Annotated in this window: 18 protein-coding genes; 8 read left to right on the top strand and 10 right to left on the bottom strand. The window is 66.3% G+C overall.

The window, feature by feature from the left end; all coding sequences use genetic code 11:
- The first annotated feature begins 152 nt into the window (after nt 1-152).
- Nucleotides 153-389, top strand: a complete 237-nt coding sequence (locus RS899_RS03355) for a hypothetical protein (RefSeq protein ID WP_054908825.1) — start codon at nt 153-155, stop codon at nt 387-389.
- Here RS899_RS03355 and RS899_RS03350 read toward each other — a convergent pair.
- From RS899_RS03350 to dinG, 6 genes are all read right to left on the bottom strand, one after another.
- Nucleotides 374-1,513, bottom strand: a complete 1,140-nt coding sequence (locus RS899_RS03350; protein WP_315809088.1) for a glycerate kinase — start codon at nt 1,511-1,513, stop codon at nt 374-376. The genes RS899_RS03355 and RS899_RS03350 overlap by 16 nt on opposite strands.
- Nucleotides 1,514-1,716: 203 nt before the next feature.
- Entirely contained in the window at nt 1,717-2,364 is a 648-nt protein-coding gene (gene pdxH / locus RS899_RS03345) for a pyridoxamine 5'-phosphate oxidase (protein ID WP_024765220.1), read from the bottom strand.
- 108 nt (nt 2,365-2,472) lie between these two features.
- Nucleotides 2,473-3,273 carry an OmpA family protein gene (locus RS899_RS03340; RefSeq protein ID WP_315809087.1) on the bottom strand — a complete coding sequence of 267 codons (801 nt, stop codon included), beginning with the start codon at nt 3,271-3,273 and terminating at the stop codon, nt 2,473-2,475.
- 245 nt (nt 3,274-3,518) lie between these two features.
- Complete coding sequence (locus RS899_RS03335; RefSeq protein WP_315809086.1) at nt 3,519-4,664, bottom strand: serine hydrolase domain-containing protein; 1,146 nt, start codon at nt 4,662-4,664, stop codon at nt 3,519-3,521.
- A 102-nt stretch (nt 4,665-4,766) separates the two neighbouring features.
- A complete protein-coding gene (locus RS899_RS03330; RefSeq protein WP_315809085.1) occupies nt 4,767-7,046 on the bottom strand; it encodes a beta-galactosidase in 2,280 nt (759 codons plus the stop codon).
- A 79-nt stretch (nt 7,047-7,125) separates the two neighbouring features.
- Nucleotides 7,126-9,270 carry an ATP-dependent DNA helicase DinG gene (dinG, locus tag RS899_RS03325; protein ID WP_054908830.1) on the bottom strand — a complete coding sequence of 715 codons (2,145 nt, stop codon included), beginning with the start codon at nt 9,268-9,270 and terminating at the stop codon, nt 7,126-7,128.
- A gap of 122 nt (nt 9,271-9,392) precedes the next feature.
- Here dinG and RS899_RS03320 point away from each other — a divergent pair, with 122 nt between their 5' ends.
- Nucleotides 9,393-9,857, top strand: a complete 465-nt coding sequence (locus RS899_RS03320) for a CopD family protein (RefSeq protein ID WP_024765224.1) — start codon at nt 9,393-9,395, stop codon at nt 9,855-9,857.
- Nucleotides 9,858-9,912: 55 nt separating this feature from the next.
- Here the strand turns inward: RS899_RS03320 and RS899_RS03315 are convergent, their stop codons facing one another.
- From RS899_RS03315 to RS899_RS03305, 3 genes are all read right to left on the bottom strand, one after another.
- Nucleotides 9,913-10,677 (bottom strand): hypothetical protein, encoded by a 765-nt coding sequence (locus RS899_RS03315; RefSeq protein ID WP_054908831.1) that lies wholly within the window; start codon nt 10,675-10,677, stop codon nt 9,913-9,915.
- Nucleotides 10,670-10,972 carry a DUF1145 domain-containing protein gene (locus RS899_RS03310; RefSeq protein WP_054908832.1) on the bottom strand — a complete coding sequence of 101 codons (303 nt, stop codon included), beginning with the start codon at nt 10,970-10,972 and terminating at the stop codon, nt 10,670-10,672. Before RS899_RS03310 ends, RS899_RS03315 begins: the two co-directional genes overlap by 8 nt.
- A 121-nt stretch (nt 10,973-11,093) precedes the next feature.
- Nucleotides 11,094-11,726 carry an OmpA family protein gene (locus RS899_RS03305; protein ID WP_024765226.1) on the bottom strand — a complete coding sequence of 211 codons (633 nt, stop codon included), beginning with the start codon at nt 11,724-11,726 and terminating at the stop codon, nt 11,094-11,096.
- A 141-nt stretch (nt 11,727-11,867) separates the two neighbouring features.
- Between RS899_RS03305 and RS899_RS03300 the strand changes: the two genes are divergently transcribed.
- From RS899_RS03300 to RS899_RS03290, 3 genes are all read left to right on the top strand, one after another.
- A complete protein-coding gene (locus RS899_RS03300; protein WP_037007296.1) occupies nt 11,868-12,356 on the top strand; it encodes a DUF6231 family protein in 489 nt (162 codons plus the stop codon).
- A gap of 2 nt (nt 12,357-12,358) precedes the next feature.
- Nucleotides 12,359-12,832 carry a YchJ family protein gene (locus tag RS899_RS03295; RefSeq protein WP_054908833.1) on the top strand — a complete coding sequence of 158 codons (474 nt, stop codon included), beginning with the start codon at nt 12,359-12,361 and terminating at the stop codon, nt 12,830-12,832.
- Nucleotides 12,833-12,940: 108 nt separating this feature from the next.
- Entirely contained in the window at nt 12,941-13,567 is a 627-nt protein-coding gene (locus tag RS899_RS03290) for a trimeric intracellular cation channel family protein (protein ID WP_024765229.1), read from the top strand.
- On the opposite strand, the gene RS899_RS03285 is transcribed toward RS899_RS03290, so the two are convergent.
- Nucleotides 13,568-14,128, bottom strand: coding sequence for a hypothetical protein (locus tag RS899_RS03285; protein ID WP_315809084.1), 561 nt, complete (start codon nt 14,126-14,128; stop codon nt 13,568-13,570). It abuts the gene before it with no gap.
- 122 nt (nt 14,129-14,250) lie between these two features.
- Between RS899_RS03285 and RS899_RS03280 the strand changes: the two genes are divergently transcribed.
- The 3 genes from RS899_RS03280 to RS899_RS03270 all read left to right on the top strand — a co-directional run bounded on the left by RS899_RS03280 (nt 14,251) and on the right by RS899_RS03270 (nt 17,656).
- On the top strand, nt 14,251-14,736 hold the full coding sequence (locus RS899_RS03280; RefSeq protein WP_024765231.1) for an LEA type 2 family protein: 486 nt from the start codon (nt 14,251-14,253) through the stop codon (nt 14,734-14,736).
- Nucleotides 14,737-14,744: 8 nt separating this feature from the next.
- On the top strand, nt 14,745-14,945 hold the full coding sequence (locus RS899_RS03275; RefSeq protein WP_024765232.1) for an SEC-C metal-binding domain-containing protein: 201 nt from the start codon (nt 14,745-14,747) through the stop codon (nt 14,943-14,945).
- A gap of 170 nt (nt 14,946-15,115) precedes the next feature.
- Nucleotides 15,116-17,656, top strand: a complete 2,541-nt coding sequence (locus RS899_RS03270; protein ID WP_054908835.1) for a penicillin acylase family protein — start codon at nt 15,116-15,118, stop codon at nt 17,654-17,656.
- Nucleotides 17,657-17,709: the final 53 nt, after the last annotated feature.

The following is a 17,709-nucleotide window of genomic DNA, read 5'->3' as shown; positions in this document are numbered from 1 at the left end:
GTCACGCCAGGTCGTGAAACAGCTGATCTCGATTCAGCTTTCGTACAGTTTGTGCCATATCCACCGAAATCGCCTGCCGTGGCTCAGTTTTTCCTGCGGGAGGATCGGTTAGGCTGGTGCCCGCAGAAGAAGCACCCCACCTGGATTCTCGCATGGACTACTTCATCATCGTCGTCACCACCGCTGCCGGCCTGTATTTCCACTGGTGGATCTACTGGCGCATCCGCCGCTGGATGGACCGCGACCTGGCCCTGTCGCTGGCAGGCGATGATCCGCACAAGCGCCATTACCTGCTCGAACGCCTGGCGGATGCCAAGCGCCAGAAAGTGAAACGCCGCGACCTCCCCGACTGGCTGCAACGCGCCGCCGACGACTACCGCGCCGCCTGAGCCAGCGACCAGAAGCGTGCCAGCGCCTCGGCGCGGTTTTCCAGTTCCTGCGCCGCCCGTGCGCAGGCATCGGCCAGGGTGATGGGCCCCGGCGCCAGGCTGAACGCCGCTTCGATCCCCGCTTCACGCAATTCAGCCAGCCCTTCGCCAACGCTGCCCGCCAGTGCGATCACCGGCACGCCCGCGCGACGGGCGACATGGGCCACGCCGACCGGCGTCTTCCCATGCAGGCTCTGGCCGTCCAGCCGCCCCTCCCCGGTGATGACCAGCGACGCGCCGGCAAGCGCCGCTTCCAACTCCGACAGCTCGGCGATCAGCTCGATGCCCGGGCGGAACCGCGCCTTGAGGAAGGCCCGGCAGGCGAAGCCCAGACCACCCGCGGCACCGACGCCGGGGAACAGGCTGTGATCCTGCCCGAGAGCCTGCGCCGCCACTTCGGCGAAGCGTTTGAGCGCGGCGTCCAGTTGCTGCACCTGCGCCGGGTTCGCGCCCTTCTGCGGTCCGAAGACAGCGGAGGCGCCATGCGGGCCGCAAAGGGGATTGTTCACATCAGCAGCGACTTCGACCTCGACCGCGCCCAGCCGCGGGTCGAGGTTCGACAGGTCGATGCGCTGAAGTTGCGAGAGCTGCGCGCCGCCGGCGCCCAGCTCCTTGCCCTGGTCATCGAGGAAACTCGCGCCCAGCGCCTGCAGCAGACCCAGGCCGCCGTCATTGGTGGCACTGCCGCCCAGGCCGATAATGATCTTCTTCGCGCCGGCATCCAGCGCCGCGCGAATCAATTCGCCCGTGCCGCGGCTGGTGGTGCGGGTGGCATCGCGCAGGCTTTCGGGCACCCAGTGCAAGCCGCTGGCGGCAGCCATCTCGATCACCGCCGTGGCGTCTTCCAGGCAGCCCCAGTGGGCTTTCACCGGTTGCTCCAGCGGGCCGCAGACCTCCAGCTCGCGACGTTCGCCCGGCCGCGCGGCCAGCACCGCATCCACCGTGCCCTCGCCGCCGTCGGCCATGGGCCGCAGCACGGTTTCGTCGTCAGGCCGGGCGCGCAGCCAGCCACGGGAAATGGCTTCGGCGACCTCAGGGGCGGAAAGGCTTTCCTTGAAGGAGTCGGGAGCGATGACGACTTTCATGGGACAGGTCCGTTGTGCGAGAGGATGGAGGGCATCCTACACCGCAGCACGGTTTTCCTGACGCGCGCAGGAGCGGACTTCGTCCGCGATTGTTCCGATTCAGGCCTGAAAATTGAGTTGACCTGTAGGAGCGAGCTTGCTCGCGAACAACCCCAACGGTGAGGCGGTTCGCGAGCAAGCTCGCTCCTACGAAGAGCAGAAGCTCAGGGAGCGAGACGTTCGCGCACCCAGGCGCCGTTCTCGACGCGGAAGTTGAGGCGATCGTGCAGGCGGCTCGGACGGCCCTGCCAGAACTCGATGCGGCTCGGCAGCAGGCGGAAGCCACCCCAGAAGTCCGGGCAGCTCGGTGCGCTGTCGGCGAAGCGCTGCTCCGTCTCGGCCAGCAATTGCTCCAGTTCGCCGCGGCCGTCGATCACCCGGCTCTGCGGCGAGGCCCAGGCGCCCAGGCGGCTACCCAGCGGGCGCACGCGGTAATAGGCGGCGGACTCTTCGGCGGAGACTTTTTCCACCCGCCCTTCGATGCGCACCTGGCGTTCCAGCGCCGGCCAGAAGAAGGTCATCGCAGCGCGCGGATTCTCCAGCAGTTGCTGGCCCTTGGCGCTTTCGTAATTGCTGAAGAAGGTGAAACCACGCTCGTCCAGGCCCTTGAGCAGGAGCACGCGGCAGTGCGGCTGGCCGTCGGCGTCCGCGGTGGCGAGCATCATCGCGTTGGGTTCGACCGGCAGTTGCTCGGTCTTCACCGCGTCTTCGAACCACTGGTTGAACAGGCTGAACGGTTCGGCGGGCGCCTGGGCCTCGGTGAGTCCATCACGGGTGTATTCGCGGCGCATATCGGCCAGGGTCTGGGCCATCGGAAATCTCCTGCAGAAGAAGTCCTTAAGCTTATCCAGAGTTACGCCTTCTCGCTTGATCCACGACAAGCGTCATTCCAGGCGGAATGACGCTTTGCGTGCGGCGGATCAGTTGGCCTGGGCGAGCGCCAGCAGGCTGGTGCGCTGGGTTACCAGCACTTCGACGCGACGGTTCAGCGCGCGGCCTTCGGCGCTGGCGTTGTCAGCGCGCGGCAGGCTGGAGCCGACGCCTTTCAGGCGCAGACGGTCGGCGCCCAGGCCGCTGAGGCGGAAGATCGAGGAGACCGCCTGGGCGCGCTGCAGGCTGACCTTGTCATTGGTCGCCTTGTCGCCCGAGCTGTCGCTGTGGCCGAGTACCAGTACGCCGCTCTCCGGATCGTTCTGCAGCATCTTCGCCACGTTGCCCAGCGGCGCCAGGGTGATCGGCAGCAGCAATTCAGGGCGCTTGGGATTGAAGGAGCCTTCCACCGGCGCGATCAGTACCAGGGCGTTTTCGCGGCGCTCGACGGTGAACTTGCTGCCGGCTACCGCTTCACGCAGGGACTTCTCGTGCTGGTCCAGCCATTCCTTGCTGACCTTGGTGTCCTGCGGCTTGGCGGCTTTCTCGGCGCCAGGCTTGCTGTCGCTCACACCGAATGGCCACCACCAGTGGCCACCGGGCTGCTGGCTGCCGGCATCGGCGACCTTGGCTGCCTCGACCGGCTTCTTCTGCGGTGTGGGCGCGGCCGCGCTCGCTTCCTCGTCGCCACCGAAGGGCCACCACCAGTGAGCGGTGCCGGGCTTGGCAACGGCCACGGCGCTATCCGGCGCCTTGGCCTGGTCCTGGGACTGGAACTGGCTGCAGGCGGAAAGACCGACGCACAGCGCAAGAGTGGAGACTTTCAGCGAATTCGAGAACAGCAGGTTCATGGGAGCGATTCCACAAGTCGGAACATGAAGGGAGGCCAGGCGCCACCGGTAGGCGGTGGCACCCTGACTTCAGCAATCGGCTTAAGAGTTGTACATAACTTACTCAGTTGGAACGAGATTTTAATCGCGAACTGACGAGCGGCGCATGTTTGCACGCGGGGAACGCCGTCACGCACGCAAGCGCGACGGCAAAAGCGGACGACCTTAAGAAGGTGCGGCGGAAGGAAGGTTCCTCCCGCTCGTCGCTACAGGCAGTCGCCGGCGAGGCGCGCCAGGCGCTGGGCGCGTGGGTCCATCAGCACGTAGGGGCCAAGGGTGTTGACGACGAACCCGAAGGCCAGCTCACGCTCCGGGTCGGCGAAGCCGATGGAGCCACCGGCCCCAGGATGGCCGAAGGCCTGCGGGCCAAGGCCGTAGGTGGCGTTGGCGACATTCGGCTGGTCAAGCATGCAACCAAGACCGAAGCGCGTACAGGTCAACAAAGTTCGATCCTCGCCGACGGCATGTTCGCGGGTGAGCTCGGCCAGCAGCACTTCGTCCAGCAACTTGCCCTGCAGGAGGCCATCGTAGAAGCCCGCCAGCGAGCGCGCATTGCCATGGCCATTGGCCGCCGGCTGCGACATGCGCCGCCATTCCGGCTTGTTGGTGCTGGTGAGCACCGACGGCGGATTGGTGAAGGCGCGGGTGGAAAGTGCGGCGGCGTCGGTCATCATGGTCCGCAGCAGCCGTTGCGCCGCGGCGTCGCCCAGGTTGCCCTTGCCGCGGGCGATGTGCGCTACACGGTGGAATTCGGCGTCATCCAGGCCGATGTGGAAATCCAGCCCCAATGGCTTGGCCGTTCGCTCGACGATGGCGGCGCCCGGCTCGCGACCGTCGACACGGCGGATCACTTCGCCGATCAGCCAGCCGTAGGTGATGGGGGCATAGCCATGCTCGGCGCCGGGTGTCCACCAGGGCGTTTCGCCGGCCAGCGCGGCCGTCATGGTGCCCCAGTCGTACAGCGCCTCGGGCGCCAGCGGCTCGCGAATAGCCGGCAGGCCCGCGCGATGGCACAGGAGCTGGCGCACGGTGATGCCCTGCTTGCCGGCCTGCTCGAACTCCGGCCAATAGCGCGCCACCGGCGCATCAAGGTCGAGCCGCCCTTCTCCCACCAGTTGCAGCGCAGCGACGGCAGCGAAGGTCTTGGTGCAGGAGAACAGGTTGAGCAGCGTATCGGCCTGCCAGTCCTGGCCCGGTTCCTTGCCCGCGCTGCCAGCCCAGAGATCGACCACGGTTTCGCCGCCGACCTGGATGCACAACGCCGCACCACGCTCCTGCGGGTCCTCGAACAGCGCGCTGAAAGCATCGGCAACGGGAGTGAAGCGCGGATCGCAGTGGCCGTTCAGGGTCATCTCAAACTCCGGAAATGAGCAGGGGCGAAGGCGCCATTCTTTCAGCGCGCTCCGCCCCTGGGAACCCTGCCGAAGGCAGGGTGCGGCTTCACGAATGACGAATCATTGCTCCGACGCCTGCTCCTCGTCATCGCTGTCGTCGGCCGGCACCGGTTTCGGTGCGGGCTCCGGCGCCACCTTGGCGGCGGCGCGGGCCTGCTCGTCGATACCCTTGAGTGTCTGCTGGTTGGCTTTGCGCACGGCGTCGACGAAGCCGGTGAACGGCAGGTCGGTGATGCCGACCAGGCCGATATGGCCGTTCTCGCCATCGAGCAGGCGGCCGGTCACCGGCTGGTCGATGTACTGGAACCAGTGCGCGCCGACGATGTTCGGCTGCTTCGCCGCCTCGGCGAGGAAGCGCTGGTACGCCTCACCACGCTGCTGCTCGTTGTACACCTCGGCGACACCACCCCAGAACGGCCCGCGGTCGCGGGAGCCGAAGTGGAACTCGGTGATCAGTACCGGCTTGTCCAGGCTGCGCACGTAGTTGGCGTCGAAGCCCTGCTGCGGCAGCGGTACGTAGAGGTTGAAGCTGAGGATGTCGCAGTACTGCGCGCAGGAGGCCAGCGCCTCCGGCGTGCTGACGGCGAAGCGCGGGCCGAGCAGCAGGTGGTTCGGCGCATGCCATTGCAGCGAGTCCTTCAGGGTCTTGAAGTACTGGTCGGCATACAGGCGCAGGAAGGCGCTGTAGTCCTGGGCAATAGCCGGGTGCGCTTCGCTCGGAACCGGCGCCTGGTAGCCCGGCGCATCGAGGTCTTCCCAGGAGCCCAGCTGCACGCCCCAGGCCTCGGCGAGCTGTTCGTGATCCTCGTACTTGTCCTTGAGCTGCTTGATGAAGGCGCGCTTGGCCGGGCTGTCGGTGGACAGCTTGAGCGTGCCGAAGGCCAGGGCGAAGTGCGCCTGGTCGTCGTCGCCACGGCCGGCCCAGGCCAGTTCATTGTCGGCGTAGTAGCCCAGCAGCCATGCATCCTCGCGATGGTCGCGGGCGGCGATGGCGATGGCGCGCTCGGCGGCCATGGCAAAGCGCGGGTCGAAGGGGTCGGGCATGGCGCCCCACCAGTCGTAGCCGGTGCTCACCGTGGCGTAATCGCCGCTGATGGACAGTGGCACGCTGTAGGGCATGCGCGGATCGTCGGCGAAGGCCGGATCACTCCAGTCGCCCAGGGTATTGAAGCCCCAGGAGCCCAGGCGCTGTACGGTGCGCTCGCGCCAGGCAGCTGCCGCGGCGTCGCCGGTCAGTCCACCATCGGCGCGGAAGCGGTTGGCGGCATAGAAATCGAACCAGCGCCCGTTGCCGAACGCACGGCCCTGCTGGGCGCCGACGCCGCTGCGGTCGTCGCGCTGGCCGTAGAAGACGGCCAGCGGCTCGTCCTCCTTGGGCAGGCTGGCGAACATGTATTCGCGGCCTTCGACGTAGGTCTGGCTGCTGTCGGCATTCACCGCGTTGACGCCCATGGACCAGAACGAGTGCCCTTCGGGCGTCACCAGCCACCAGCGGCCATTGCGCTTTTCGGTGCGGAAGAAGCCGGTGCCTTCGAAGGCCGGGCCATCCAGCAGCCCACCAAAGGCATCGCGACCAGGCGCGGGCTTCCATTTGCTCAGCTGTTCGCCTTCGCCTTTCCAGGCGTTGGCCAGTTGCTCGGCACTCTTGACCTTTTCCGGCCAGTCGCTGCGGGTGGACTGGCCGAAGCCATCGACGATGCCGGTGTACGCCTTGTGGTATTCGTCATTGCCGGCGCGGGTGCCGAAGCGGCCGACGAGAATGTCCTGGGCTGCCTTGGGCGAAGTCAGGAACAGCTTCACCGCACCAACCTGGCTGCGGTTCAGCTCGCCGGTGACCTTGCTCGCCAGCAACAGGCGCTGGCCGTCCTGGGTCACGGGCATGGGCACGCCGGCGCGCATGCCGAAATCTTCCGGGGCGATGGCGTGCAGCGGGATCACCAGAGTCTGCGCCGGGCCCGGCGGCAAGGCGATGCTCGCGCGCAGGCCGGGGGCGCCGGCAACCCCTTCGATTTCCACTTCCAGGGTGATGGCCCAGTCCATGGCGTTCTGGATGCGCAGGCTCATGCTGTCCGACTGCGACCAGTCCCAACTGCCGCTGGACGGTGCCAGGCGCAGGGTCGGCTGCGGCGCCGGGTTGAAGTTCACCCGACGCAGGATCTCGCCCTCGGGCGTGGCTTCGGCGGTGGAACTGGGCAGGTCGGCGTTCTGTGTGGTGATCGAGACCACAGCCATCGGCTTGACGAAGTTGAACAGGGTTTCATTGCCGCCAGCCGACCAGGCCGGGGCACTGGCGATGGCCAGGCTGAGCAGCAACGGCAGATGCCAACGCATCGAAGTCATGGATTCGAATCCTTGCAACACGCCCGCCGGACGGCGGGCGATCGTTTGACAGCCAGCGCGGGAACTCGCTCCCGCACACTCAAGCGATTTCGCGGCGGAACGGCGGCAATGCATTAAGAATGGCCTTGCCATAGCGTTGCGTCACGACGCGACGGTCCAGCAGCGTAATGGTGCCGCGGTCCTGCTCGGTCCGCAGCAGTCGGCCACAGGCCTGCACCAGACGCAGCGAGGCGTCGGGCACGGCGATCTCCATGAAGGGATTGCCGCCGCGCGCCTCGATCCATTCCGACAGCGCCGCTTCCACCGGATCGTCCGGAACGGCGAAGGGAATCTTGGCGATCACCACATGCTCGCAATAGGCGCCGGGCAGGTCCACGCCCTCGGAGAAGCTGGCCAGGCCGAACAGCACGCTCGGCTCGCCATCGTCCACGCGGGAGCGGTGCTTGTTCAGGGTTTCCTGCTTGGACAGGTTGCCCTGGATCAGCACGCGCTTGCGCCAGTCGCGGTCCAGGCCGTCGAAGACTTCCTGCATCTGCTTGCGCGAGGAGAACAGGATCAGCGAGCCACGCGAACCTTCGACTATCTCCGGCAGCTCGCGAATGATCGCGCCGGTATGCGCGGCAGCATCGCGCGGGTCGGCCTTGAGGTCCGGTACGCGCAGCACGCCGGCATCTGCATGGTGGAACGGGCTCGGCACCACGGCGGTGACCGCCGCGCGCGGCAGGCCGGCGCGCATGCGGTAGCGGTCGAAGGTGCCCAGGGCAGTCAGGGTCGCGGAGGTCACCAGTACGCCGTAGGCCACGTTCCACAGGTTGCGGCGCAGGGTCTCGGCGGCGAGGATCGGGCTGGCGTTGGCCTCGATATCGTAGAAGGTGCCGCTCTCGGCGAGGGTCAGCCAGCGCGCCATGGGCGGGCTGTCTTCCGGGTCCTCGCTGGTGAAGGCGGTCCACAGTTCCCAGTTGCCCTGGGCGCGGGACAGCAGGCTGCCGAACAGCGGGTACCATTCTTCGGCCTGGTGGCTGGCGATGCCGACGCTGCCCTCCCCGTCCATGGCTTCCTTGAGCAGTTCGGTCAGACGGGTAAAGAGGTCGGTGAGCTTGGAGAAGCCCTTCTTCAGCTCGATGCCCATCTCGCGGATGTGCTCGGGGATCACCCCGCCTTCGAAGCGATGGCGCGGCCGCTCACGGCCTTCCATGTCCTCGCCGGCACGGAAGTCGCCGACCTCCTCGCAAGCAGTGAACATGAACTGCTGGTGCGTGCGCAGCTCGCGGGCCAACTCCGGCACCTGCTCGATCAGGCGGCCGAGGTCGCCCGGCAGCGGGTTCTGCGCCAGCAGCTTGGTCAGGTTCTTCTCCACCTGGCCCAGCCAGTCGGCGGTGGCGCGCAGGCGGGTGAAGTGGGCGAAGTGGCCGATGGCCTTGTCCGGCAGGTGGTGACCTTCGTCGAACACGTAGAGGGTATCGCGCGGGTCGGGCAGGATCGCCCCGCCGCCCAGTGCCAGGTCGGCCAGCACCAGGTCATGGTTGGTGACAATCACGTCGACCTTGGTCATGCCTTCGCGCGCCTTGTAGAAGGCGCACTGCTGGAAGTTCGGGCAATGGCGGTTGGTGCACTGGCTGTGGTCGGTGGTGACCTGCGCCCACTGCGCGTCCTCGATGGCTTCGGGCCAGGAGTCGCGGTCGCCGTCCCAGCGGTTGCCGGCCAGGCGCTCGATCATCTGGTTGAACAGCTTGGTGGAGGTCTCGTCCACGTCGATGCGGAAGCCTTCCTCCTCGAACAGCTGGGCGGTAGCGCTCTGCGCCTGGCCTTCCTGCAGCAGGTGGTCGAGCTTGGACAGGCACATGTAGCGCCCGCGCCCCTTGGCCAGGGCGAAGCTGAACGACAGGCCGGAGTTGCGCAGCAGGTCGGGCAGGTCCTTGTGGACGATCTGCTCCTGCAGGGCGACGGTGGCGGTAGCGACGACCAGGCGCTTGCCGGCGGCCTTGGCGCAGGCGATGGCGGCAAGGCTGTAGGCGACGGTCTTGCCGGTGCCGGTGCCGGCTTCCACGGCGACCACGGCGGCATCGCCCAGGCGATGGCCTTCCTCGTCGCTGGCAATGGTCCCCAGGACCTTGGCGACTTCGGCGATCATCAGGCGCTGGCCGTAGCGCGGCTTGAGTTCCTTGGCCTCGAGGAAGCGCGAGTAGGCGCCCTGGATCGTGGCCTTGAGTTCGTTGCTGAGCATGGACTTCCCGGGCCCCGGAGCGTGTCTTGCGGACACATCCGGATGCTGGATAAATTTTCAGTGGTTCGAATCGGCGGCTATGATAGCGCGCTTGTCTTCAATCGCCAGCGGAGATCGTCCGAATGACACCCTTTGCCTTCGTCTATGCCCTGCACCTGCTGGCCGCCCTGGTCTGGGTCGGCGGCATGTTCTTCGCCTGGATGGTGCTGCGCCCGGCCGCCGTCGCCGCACTGGAAGCGCCAGCCCGGCTGAAGCTGTGGCTGGAGGTATTCCCGCGCTTCTTCCGCTGGGTGTGGGCGGCAGTGATCCTGCTGCCGGTGACCGGCGTGGGCATGCTGCACCTGAGCTTCAACGGCATGGCCGGCGCACCGCGCTACGTGCAGGTGATGATGGGGTTGTATGTGGCGATGCTCGCGCTGTTCCTGCGCATCCAGGCGCTGCAGCTGCCGGAACTGCGCCGCGCGGTGGGCGCAGAGGACTGGCCGGCTGGCGGTGCCGCGCTGGGCAAGATCCGCAAGACCGTGGGCCTGAACCTGCTGATCGGCATGGCACTGGTGGCCTTCGTCGCAGCACGCCCGCACTGGTAAACAAAAGGCCCGCCTGGCTTGCCGGGCGGGCCTTGAGTTGGAACGAGCCTGGGATTCAGAAGCGTTTCACGTCCAGGCGGCCTTCGCTGCCCTTCGCCCCTTCTGCACCGCCCTTGCCTTGCGCGCCGGGTCTCTCACCCGCCACCGAATAGAACCAGCAGCCTTTCTCGCCGCTGCGCTGTCCGGCCTTGCCAGGCTTGCCGCCCGCACCGCCGGCACCGCCTTCCAGGCGTACCTTGACCTTCTCGACGTCGAACTGCTCCGGCACCTCCAGGCGTACCACGCCACCCGGTGCGCCCGTCTTGCCATCGGCGCCATCCTGCCCGTCACCGGCGGATTTGCCGCTGCCCCAGAGGCAGCCGGAAGTCTGTGCGCTGCCGCCGTCCAGGCCGTCATAGCCCGGTGCGCCGACACCGCCGCGGACGTCGATCAGCAGATTCTCCACCGCCACATCCTGCAGCCGCAGCAGCAGATTGCGGCCGCCGCTGGCGGGCTTCTCGAAGCTGCCGGAGCTACCTTGCGCGGCGATCACGCTGCCGTCGGCGAGGTTGCCGTGCTGCACTTCGATCTGCAACGCATCATTGCCCGGGAAAACGCCGATCCGCGCATTCTTCGCCAGGTCCAACTCGCCGATCTTCAGCTCCTTGACCCGCGACGGGATCAGCAGCGCGCCCTCCGGGCCGACACTGATACGGTCCAGGCTCAGGCTGTCGCCCTTCACCGGCAGACGCAGCACGGTGTTGGCTTCCACCGAGACGGTGCCGGCAGCCGAACAGGCCAACGGGGCGAACAGCGCCAGGCCCAGCAGCGACTTACGCATGGGTATCTCCTTCTACTTTTGCGGGTGCCGGTTGTGCCACTGCCGGCTGCGGCAGGGTCGCGAAATGAAAGACGCCGAACAGCAGGATCTGCAGGCGATCCATGCCCGGATGCGGGCGCCCCTGCAGGCGCTTGCGCAGCGCCAGGACTTCGAGGATGTGGATCAGCAGGATCAGCGCGCCGGCCGCATTGAGCAGCAGGGCGAAGGGATGTGCGAAGGGTTGGATCAGGTTGGCCAGCACCGCCAGCCAGAACAACAGGGCAATCAGCTTGCCCAGCCCCAACAACGCTTTCATGAAATGCCCCCGGTTTTTTCTTTGCCGGGGAACATACGCCTCTGCTCCCGGCTATGCCAGTGGCAACCGGGAATGACAAAGGGGGCCACCAGGCCCCCTTTGCGGACTACATCACAGCGACTTACTGACGCGTGATCTTGATCTCTACGCGACGGTTCTCGGCGCGGCCTTCCTTGGTCTTGTTGTCTGCGACCGGCTGGCTCTCGCCATAACCGACCACCGACTTGATGCTGCTGGCAGGCACGCCGGCATCGACCAGGTAGTTGGACACGGCGTTGGCGCGGCGCTCGGACAGTTTCTGGTTGTAGGCGTCGGTACCGATGCTGTCGGTATGGCCGCCGATGTTCAGCTCGGTGCTCGCGGCCTCGCCTTTCAGGCGGGTAGCGATGGTGTCGAGCTTGTCCTTGTCCTGCGCATCGATCTTCGACGAGTCGAAGGCGAAGTGCAGGTCACGCACCACGATGGTCTCTTCCTTGGGCAGCGGAGCCGGAGCAGGCTCAGGAGCCGGCGCAGGCGGCGGGACCTCGGCCACCTGTTCGGCGGCGCCATGTACCCAGCAGTAGGACGCACCCAGCACGCCACCGATCAGGGCTCCCCAACCGGCCCAGGCGCTGCTTTCGATGGAACCCAGACCTGCGCCACCGACACCGCCAACCACGGCGCAAGTCGGCCAATCGGACTTCTGCAGCCCTGCGCAACCGGTGAGCAACGTGCTTACCAGCAGCAGGGGTAAAGCGGTCCTTGTGATGCTCATAAAGTTATGTCTCCTCTAATGATCGGGTCTTGACCGACAATTACCGAGTAAAGACGTGACTGACAGAATGCGCCAGCACTAGGCCATATGGGTGTCACACGCTAGTCTTCGTTCATTATTTTTTGCCTTTTGACGAGCCCGATGATTTCGACACGCACGCCGCAACAAGCCCTCGCCGCCCTGCTCGACCGCTACGCACCGCAGCGTTTGCTGCTGGTGGGCGCCAGCCAGATCCCGGCCGTGGATGCCTTCCTCGCGGCGCATCCGGATTGCGAGCTGTTCCACGCCGATGCCGGCGCATTGCCAGCGGAGCTGGCCGCTCAGCGCTACGACCTGGCGCTGCTGGCCGACTGCCTGGAGCACTTGCCGCGCCGAGAGGCACAGCAACTGGTGGGCGGCATCCGCAACCTCAACAGCAGCCGCGTGGCCGTACTGGTCGACCTCGACGCCGCCCAGGCGCAGGATGCGGACTTCTACGCCCTGGCCATGCAGGCCAGCGAGCGCTTCCAGCGCGACGCCCAGGTGATCACGCTGTTCACCTACGATCTGCACGAATACAAACAGGTCCCGGACTGGCTCAACGCGAAGTTCTGGGCCAACCCGGAAAATTTCGGCAAGTACTGGTGGTGACCATGATCGAACCGACCTGCCCCTGCGGCAGCGGCCGTCCATTACCGGACTGCTGCGGGCGCTTCCATGCCGGCGTCGCGGCCCCCACCGCAGAGGCGCTGATGCGCTCGCGCTACAGCGCCTACGCGCTGGGCCTGGTGGATTACCTGCGCAACACGACGCTGCCGGCCCAGCAGCAAGGGCTGGACCTGGAGGCCATCCGTACCTGGAGCCTGGGCAGCACCTGGCTGGGTTTGGAAGTGGTCAGCCATGAAGTGCTCGGCGGCCAGCCGGAGCACGCGCGGGTGACCTTCATCGCGCGCTGGCACGACGCCGGCGGCGAGCACAGCCACCGCGAATGCTCGGGATTCGTCCAGCGCGACGGCCGCTGGTACTTCCTCGACCCCACCGTGCCGATGAAGCTGGGGCGCAATGACCCCTGCCCCTGCGGTGCCGGAGGCAAGCTGAAGAAATGCTGCGGCCCGTGGATCGAGTGAAGTGCCCGCTCGCCCCCCTTGGGGGCGTTCGGTGTCTGGGCTAGAATCCGCGCTTTTTTCCGGGGCGGCGGTGATTCGCCGCACCGGCTACTCCTGCCGGACCTCGCCATGCTGCTGACCGTTCTCTACATCATCGCCATCACCGCCGAAGCCATGACCGGCGCTCTGTCCGCCGGCCGGCGCAGCATGGACCTGTTCGGCGTGGTACTGGTGGCCTGCGTCACCGCCCTGGGCGGCGGCTCGGTGCGCGACATGCTGCTGGGCCATTACCCGCTGACCTGGGTGCGCCACCCGGAGTACCTGGCGCTCACCGCTGGCGCCGCGTTGGTCACCGTGTTCATCGCCCCGCTGATGCGCCACCTGCGCTCGATGTTCCTCGCGCTCGACGCCGTGGGCCTGGTGGCCTTCACCCTGATCGGTTGCCAGGTCAGCCTGGAGATGGGCCACAGCCTGCTGATCGCTGCCGTCAGCGGTGTGATCACCGGGGTCTTCGGCGGCATCCTGCGGGATATCTTCTGCAACGACGTGCCGCTGATCTTCCGCCGCGAGCTGTACGCCAGCGTGTCCTTCGCCAGCGCCTGGTGCTATCTGATCTGTCTGCAGATCGACCTGCCCAAGGAGCAGGCCATGCTGATCACCCTGTTCGCCGGCTTCCTGTTCCGCATGCTGGCAATCCGTTTCCGCTGGGAAATGCCCAAGTTCGTCTACAAGGACGACCCGCACCAGGGCGACTGATCAGTCCTGCAGCTTGAGGTGGCTGGTGTCCGGCGCAGGCCCTGCCGGCGCGGGCTTGGCCTGGCCCATGTCGCTGCCCACCGGGGCGACGCTGAACTGGCTGAGGTCCACGCGCGGCGCGGCGGCCTCGGGTTTTTCGTCCTGCAGGTCGGCGCCTACCGGGGCAAGGCCGAAATCCGGCGCCTCCACATCGGCGAAAGCGGCCATGTACTCGTCGCGCGGCGCTACTTTCAGGCGTCCCTGCGCGCCGGAGGCAGGTGCTGCCGGCTGTACTGCGGTGCCGACCGGCTCGGTCGGCGGCGGTGGAGCCAGCTCGATCTCCTCGATCTGCGCGTCCATGTCGACCACTTCGACGACGGCGCCGGCGCGTTCGATCACGCTGCGGTACTTTTCCGCCGCCTCGGCGTCGAGGTTGTTCTTGATCACCATGCGGCGGCCGGAGAACAGCAATTCGATGCGCTGGGCGTCGGCCTGGAACAGCCTGGCCAGGTTGGCTTTCACCGTATCGAGCTGTGCACCCGGAATAGTCTGTCCCGAGAACGCGATTTCATAACGGCTCATCTTCACTCTCCTGTGTTAACCCGCCGGTTACATTCGGCCAGTATGGTGCAGCTTCTTTTAACGTAACAACAACTTGCGGCCGAGCAGGTGCTTGGTACACTGGGGCGTCTTGAGGGGTAGACATGAATTATCAGGCGCAAATGATAAGAATTCTCAGCCTGTGCTGGCTGTTCAGCCTTGTTTCGGGCTGCGGCTGGATGACAGGTAATTTCGAGCAACCCGACGTGAAGCTGCAGAAAGTCGACGTCGTGAAAGCTCGTTTGCTGGAGCAGGAATTCGTCCTGCATTTCCGCATCGACAACCCGAACGATTTCAGCCTTCCGGTCCGCGGCCTGGCCTACAAGGTCAAGCTGAACGATATCGACCTGGCCGAAGGCGAGTCGAATAACTGGTTCACAGTGCCAGCCAACGGCCACGAAACCTTCGAAGTACCGGTGACCACCAACCTGTGGCGGCACATGAAGTACATCGTCAAGCTGCTGGAAGACCCGGACAAGCCCATCCGCTACCGCCTCGACGGCGAAGTGAAGACCGGCCTGCTGTTCGGACAGAGCGTGCACATCGCGCGCAATGGCGAGATAATTCCCGGCGATTTCATCCCCGAGTGAGCGTCACCATGAGCCAGGAACCCCACGTACACGGTCCGAACTGCAACCACGACCACGATCATGACCACCACCATGACCATGGCCACGTGCACGGCCCGCACTGCAACCACAGCCACGAGCCTGCGCGTAACCCGCTCAAGGACGTGGGCCGCAACGATCCATGCCCCTGCGGCAGCGGCAGCAAGTACAAGAAGTGCCACGGCGCCTGACCCAGGTTTCCAGCACTGCCCCGAAGGCCCGCCGAGCGCGGGCCTTCTGCTGTCTGGCCCAACTATTCGTCGGCTGCTGAAAATCCCGCCCCGCGCGGCTTGCACAGCTATCCTCGGCTCACTAACGTAGCGCCTTTTCCGCGACCCTCTTTGTGCAGGAGCACATCCCCATGGCCCCGCGTGCCTTCCGCCGGCTTCCCAGCTTCGGCCTTGCCGCCACCGTCACTGCCGCTGTCAGCCTTACCGGCTGCCAGGGCTGGCTGAATGACCGCTATTCCGACAGCCTACCGCCGAGCTACGGCGTGCAGCCGATCAAGGGCCTGGCCGACAACGTGTCGATCCGCCGCAACAGCCTGGGCATGCCGCTGATCGAGACCAGCACCTTCCACGACGCGCTGTTCACCCTGGGTTATGTGCACGCCAGCGACCGCATCAGCCAGATGGTCGGCCTGCGCCTGATGGCCCAGGGTCGCCTGTCGGAAATGGTCGGCCCCGGCGCCCTGGAAACCGACCGCTTCATGCGCACGGTGAACCTGAAGAAGGCCGCGGACGCCCTCTACGCCGGCGCCTCGCCACGCCTCAAGCGCTTCTTCGAGACCTACGCACGTGGCGTCAACGCCTACCTGTACCGCTACCGCGACAAGCTGCCGATGGACCTCGCCGAGTCCGGCTACCGCCCCGAGTACTGGAAGCCGGAAGACTCTGCGCTGGTCTTCAGCCTGCTGAACTTCGGCCTGGCGGTGAACCTGCAGGAGGAAATCGCCTCCCTGGTGCTCGCGCAGAAAGTCGGTGCCGACAAGCTGCCCTGGCTGACGCCGATCTACCCGGACGAAGCGCTACCGTTCGAAGAAGCAGACAAACTCAAGGGGCTGCGCCTGGACGGCAGGATCGCCGGCCTCGACGCCCTGGATCGTGCGGCAGGCCAGGTCGCCGCCCTGCAGATGATGGGCGTCGCCGCCTCCAACAACTGGGCCATCGCCCCGCAGCGCACGCGCAGCGGCAAGAGCATCCTGGCCAACGACACCCACCTGCCGCTGTCCATGCCCTCGGTGTGGAACTACGTGCAGATCCGCTCGCCGAAATACAGCGCCGCGGGCGTCTCCATCGCAGGCGTACCGGGCGTGGTCGCCGGCTTCAACGGCAAGCTGGCGTGGGGCATGACCATGGTCATGGGCGACAATCAGGACCTCTTCCTGGAACAAGTGAAGCGCCAGGGCAGCAAGCTCTACTACCTCGCCGATGGCCAGTGGAAACCGGCCATCGAGCGCAATGAAACCTTCTTCATCAAGGGCCAGAGCCCGGTCCGCGAAGTCATCTACGAGACCCGCCACGGCCCGCTGCTCAACAGCGCGCTGGGCGAACGCAAGCACGACCTGCAACCGCTGCCGCTGTCCAGCGGCTACGGCATCGCCTACCAGAGCATCCAGGGCGAGACCGACCGCACCCTCGACGCCTTCTTCGACCTGTCCCGCGCGAAGAACGTCGAGCAGGCCTTCGACGCCACCCGCGACGTGCGCGCCATGGCGCTGAACATCGTGTTCGCCGACGAGAAGCACATCGGCTGGCAGGTCACCGGGCGCTTCCCCAACCGCAAGGAAGGCCGCGGCCTGCTGCCTTCGCCCGGCTGGGACGGCCGCTATGACTGGGACGGCTACGCCGATCCGATCCTCCACCCGTCCGACCAGGACCCGCAGCAGGGCTGGCTGGGCACCGCCAACCACCGCAGCGTGCAACCAGGCTATGGCGCGCAGCTGTCCAGTTCCTGGTACTACCCGGAGCGCTACGAGCGCATCGCCCAGCTCGCTGGCGGCAGCAAGAGCCACGACTACCGCAGCATGATCGCCATGCAGTACGACCAGACCACACCCTTTGCCGGCAAGCTGCAGGCCATGTTCGATGCACCGGGCATGGCTCAGCCGCTGAAGAAGGCCATCGACGCCCTGCCCGCCGACCAGCGCGCCCGCGCCCGCGAAGCGCTGGACCGGATCATGGCGTTCGACGGCAAGCTCTCGGCCACCTCCGGCGACGCCGCCCTGTACGAAGCCTTCCTGCAGGAGAGCAGCAAACAGATCTTCCTCGATGAACTGGGCCCGGAGGACAGCCCGTCCTGGAAAGCCTTCGTCGAGACTGCCAACCTCTCCTACTCGGCCCAGGCCGACCACCTGCTGGGCCGTGACGACAGCCCGTTCTGGGATGACACCCGCACCCCGCAGAAGGAAGACAAACCGACCATCCTCGCCCGCAGCCTCGCTGCCGCCACCGCCTTCTGCGAACAGAAGCTGGGCAGCGACCGCCGCGCCTGGCAGTGGGGCAAGCTGCACACCTACGAGTGGGTCAGCGACAGCACCAAGATGGCGCCCAACCTCAGTGCCGGCGAGCGCGCCAGCCTCGGCGCGATCAAGGGCTACCTGGACCGCGGCCCCTACCCGGCCGGCGGCGACCACAGCACGCTGAACGTCTCGGCCTACCACTGGGGCCAGGACTTCAACACCTGGCTGATCCCGGCCATGCGCATCGTCGTCGATTTCGGCCAGAGCGAGCCGATGATCGGCCTCAACAGCAGCGGCCAATCCGGCAACCCGGCCAGCCCGCACTACGCAGACGGTATCGACGCCTGGCTGAAGGGCAACTACATGAGCTTCCCCTTCCAGTCGCAGAACCTTGAAAAGGTCTACGGCGTGAAGCGCCTGACGCTGGTGCCGGAGAAGTGATGATCTGAAAAATTTTTCCGGGGGCCGGGAACTTCGCTTCCGCCCCGGAATCA

Source organism: Pseudomonas sp. C9-3, assembly GCF_032392015.1.
GTDB classification, from domain to species: Bacteria; Pseudomonadota; Gammaproteobacteria; order Pseudomonadales; family Pseudomonadaceae; genus Pseudomonas; species Pseudomonas nitroreducens.
Note: the sequence above shows the minus strand (reverse complement) of the source record. Positions and strands in the feature narration are given on the sequence as shown.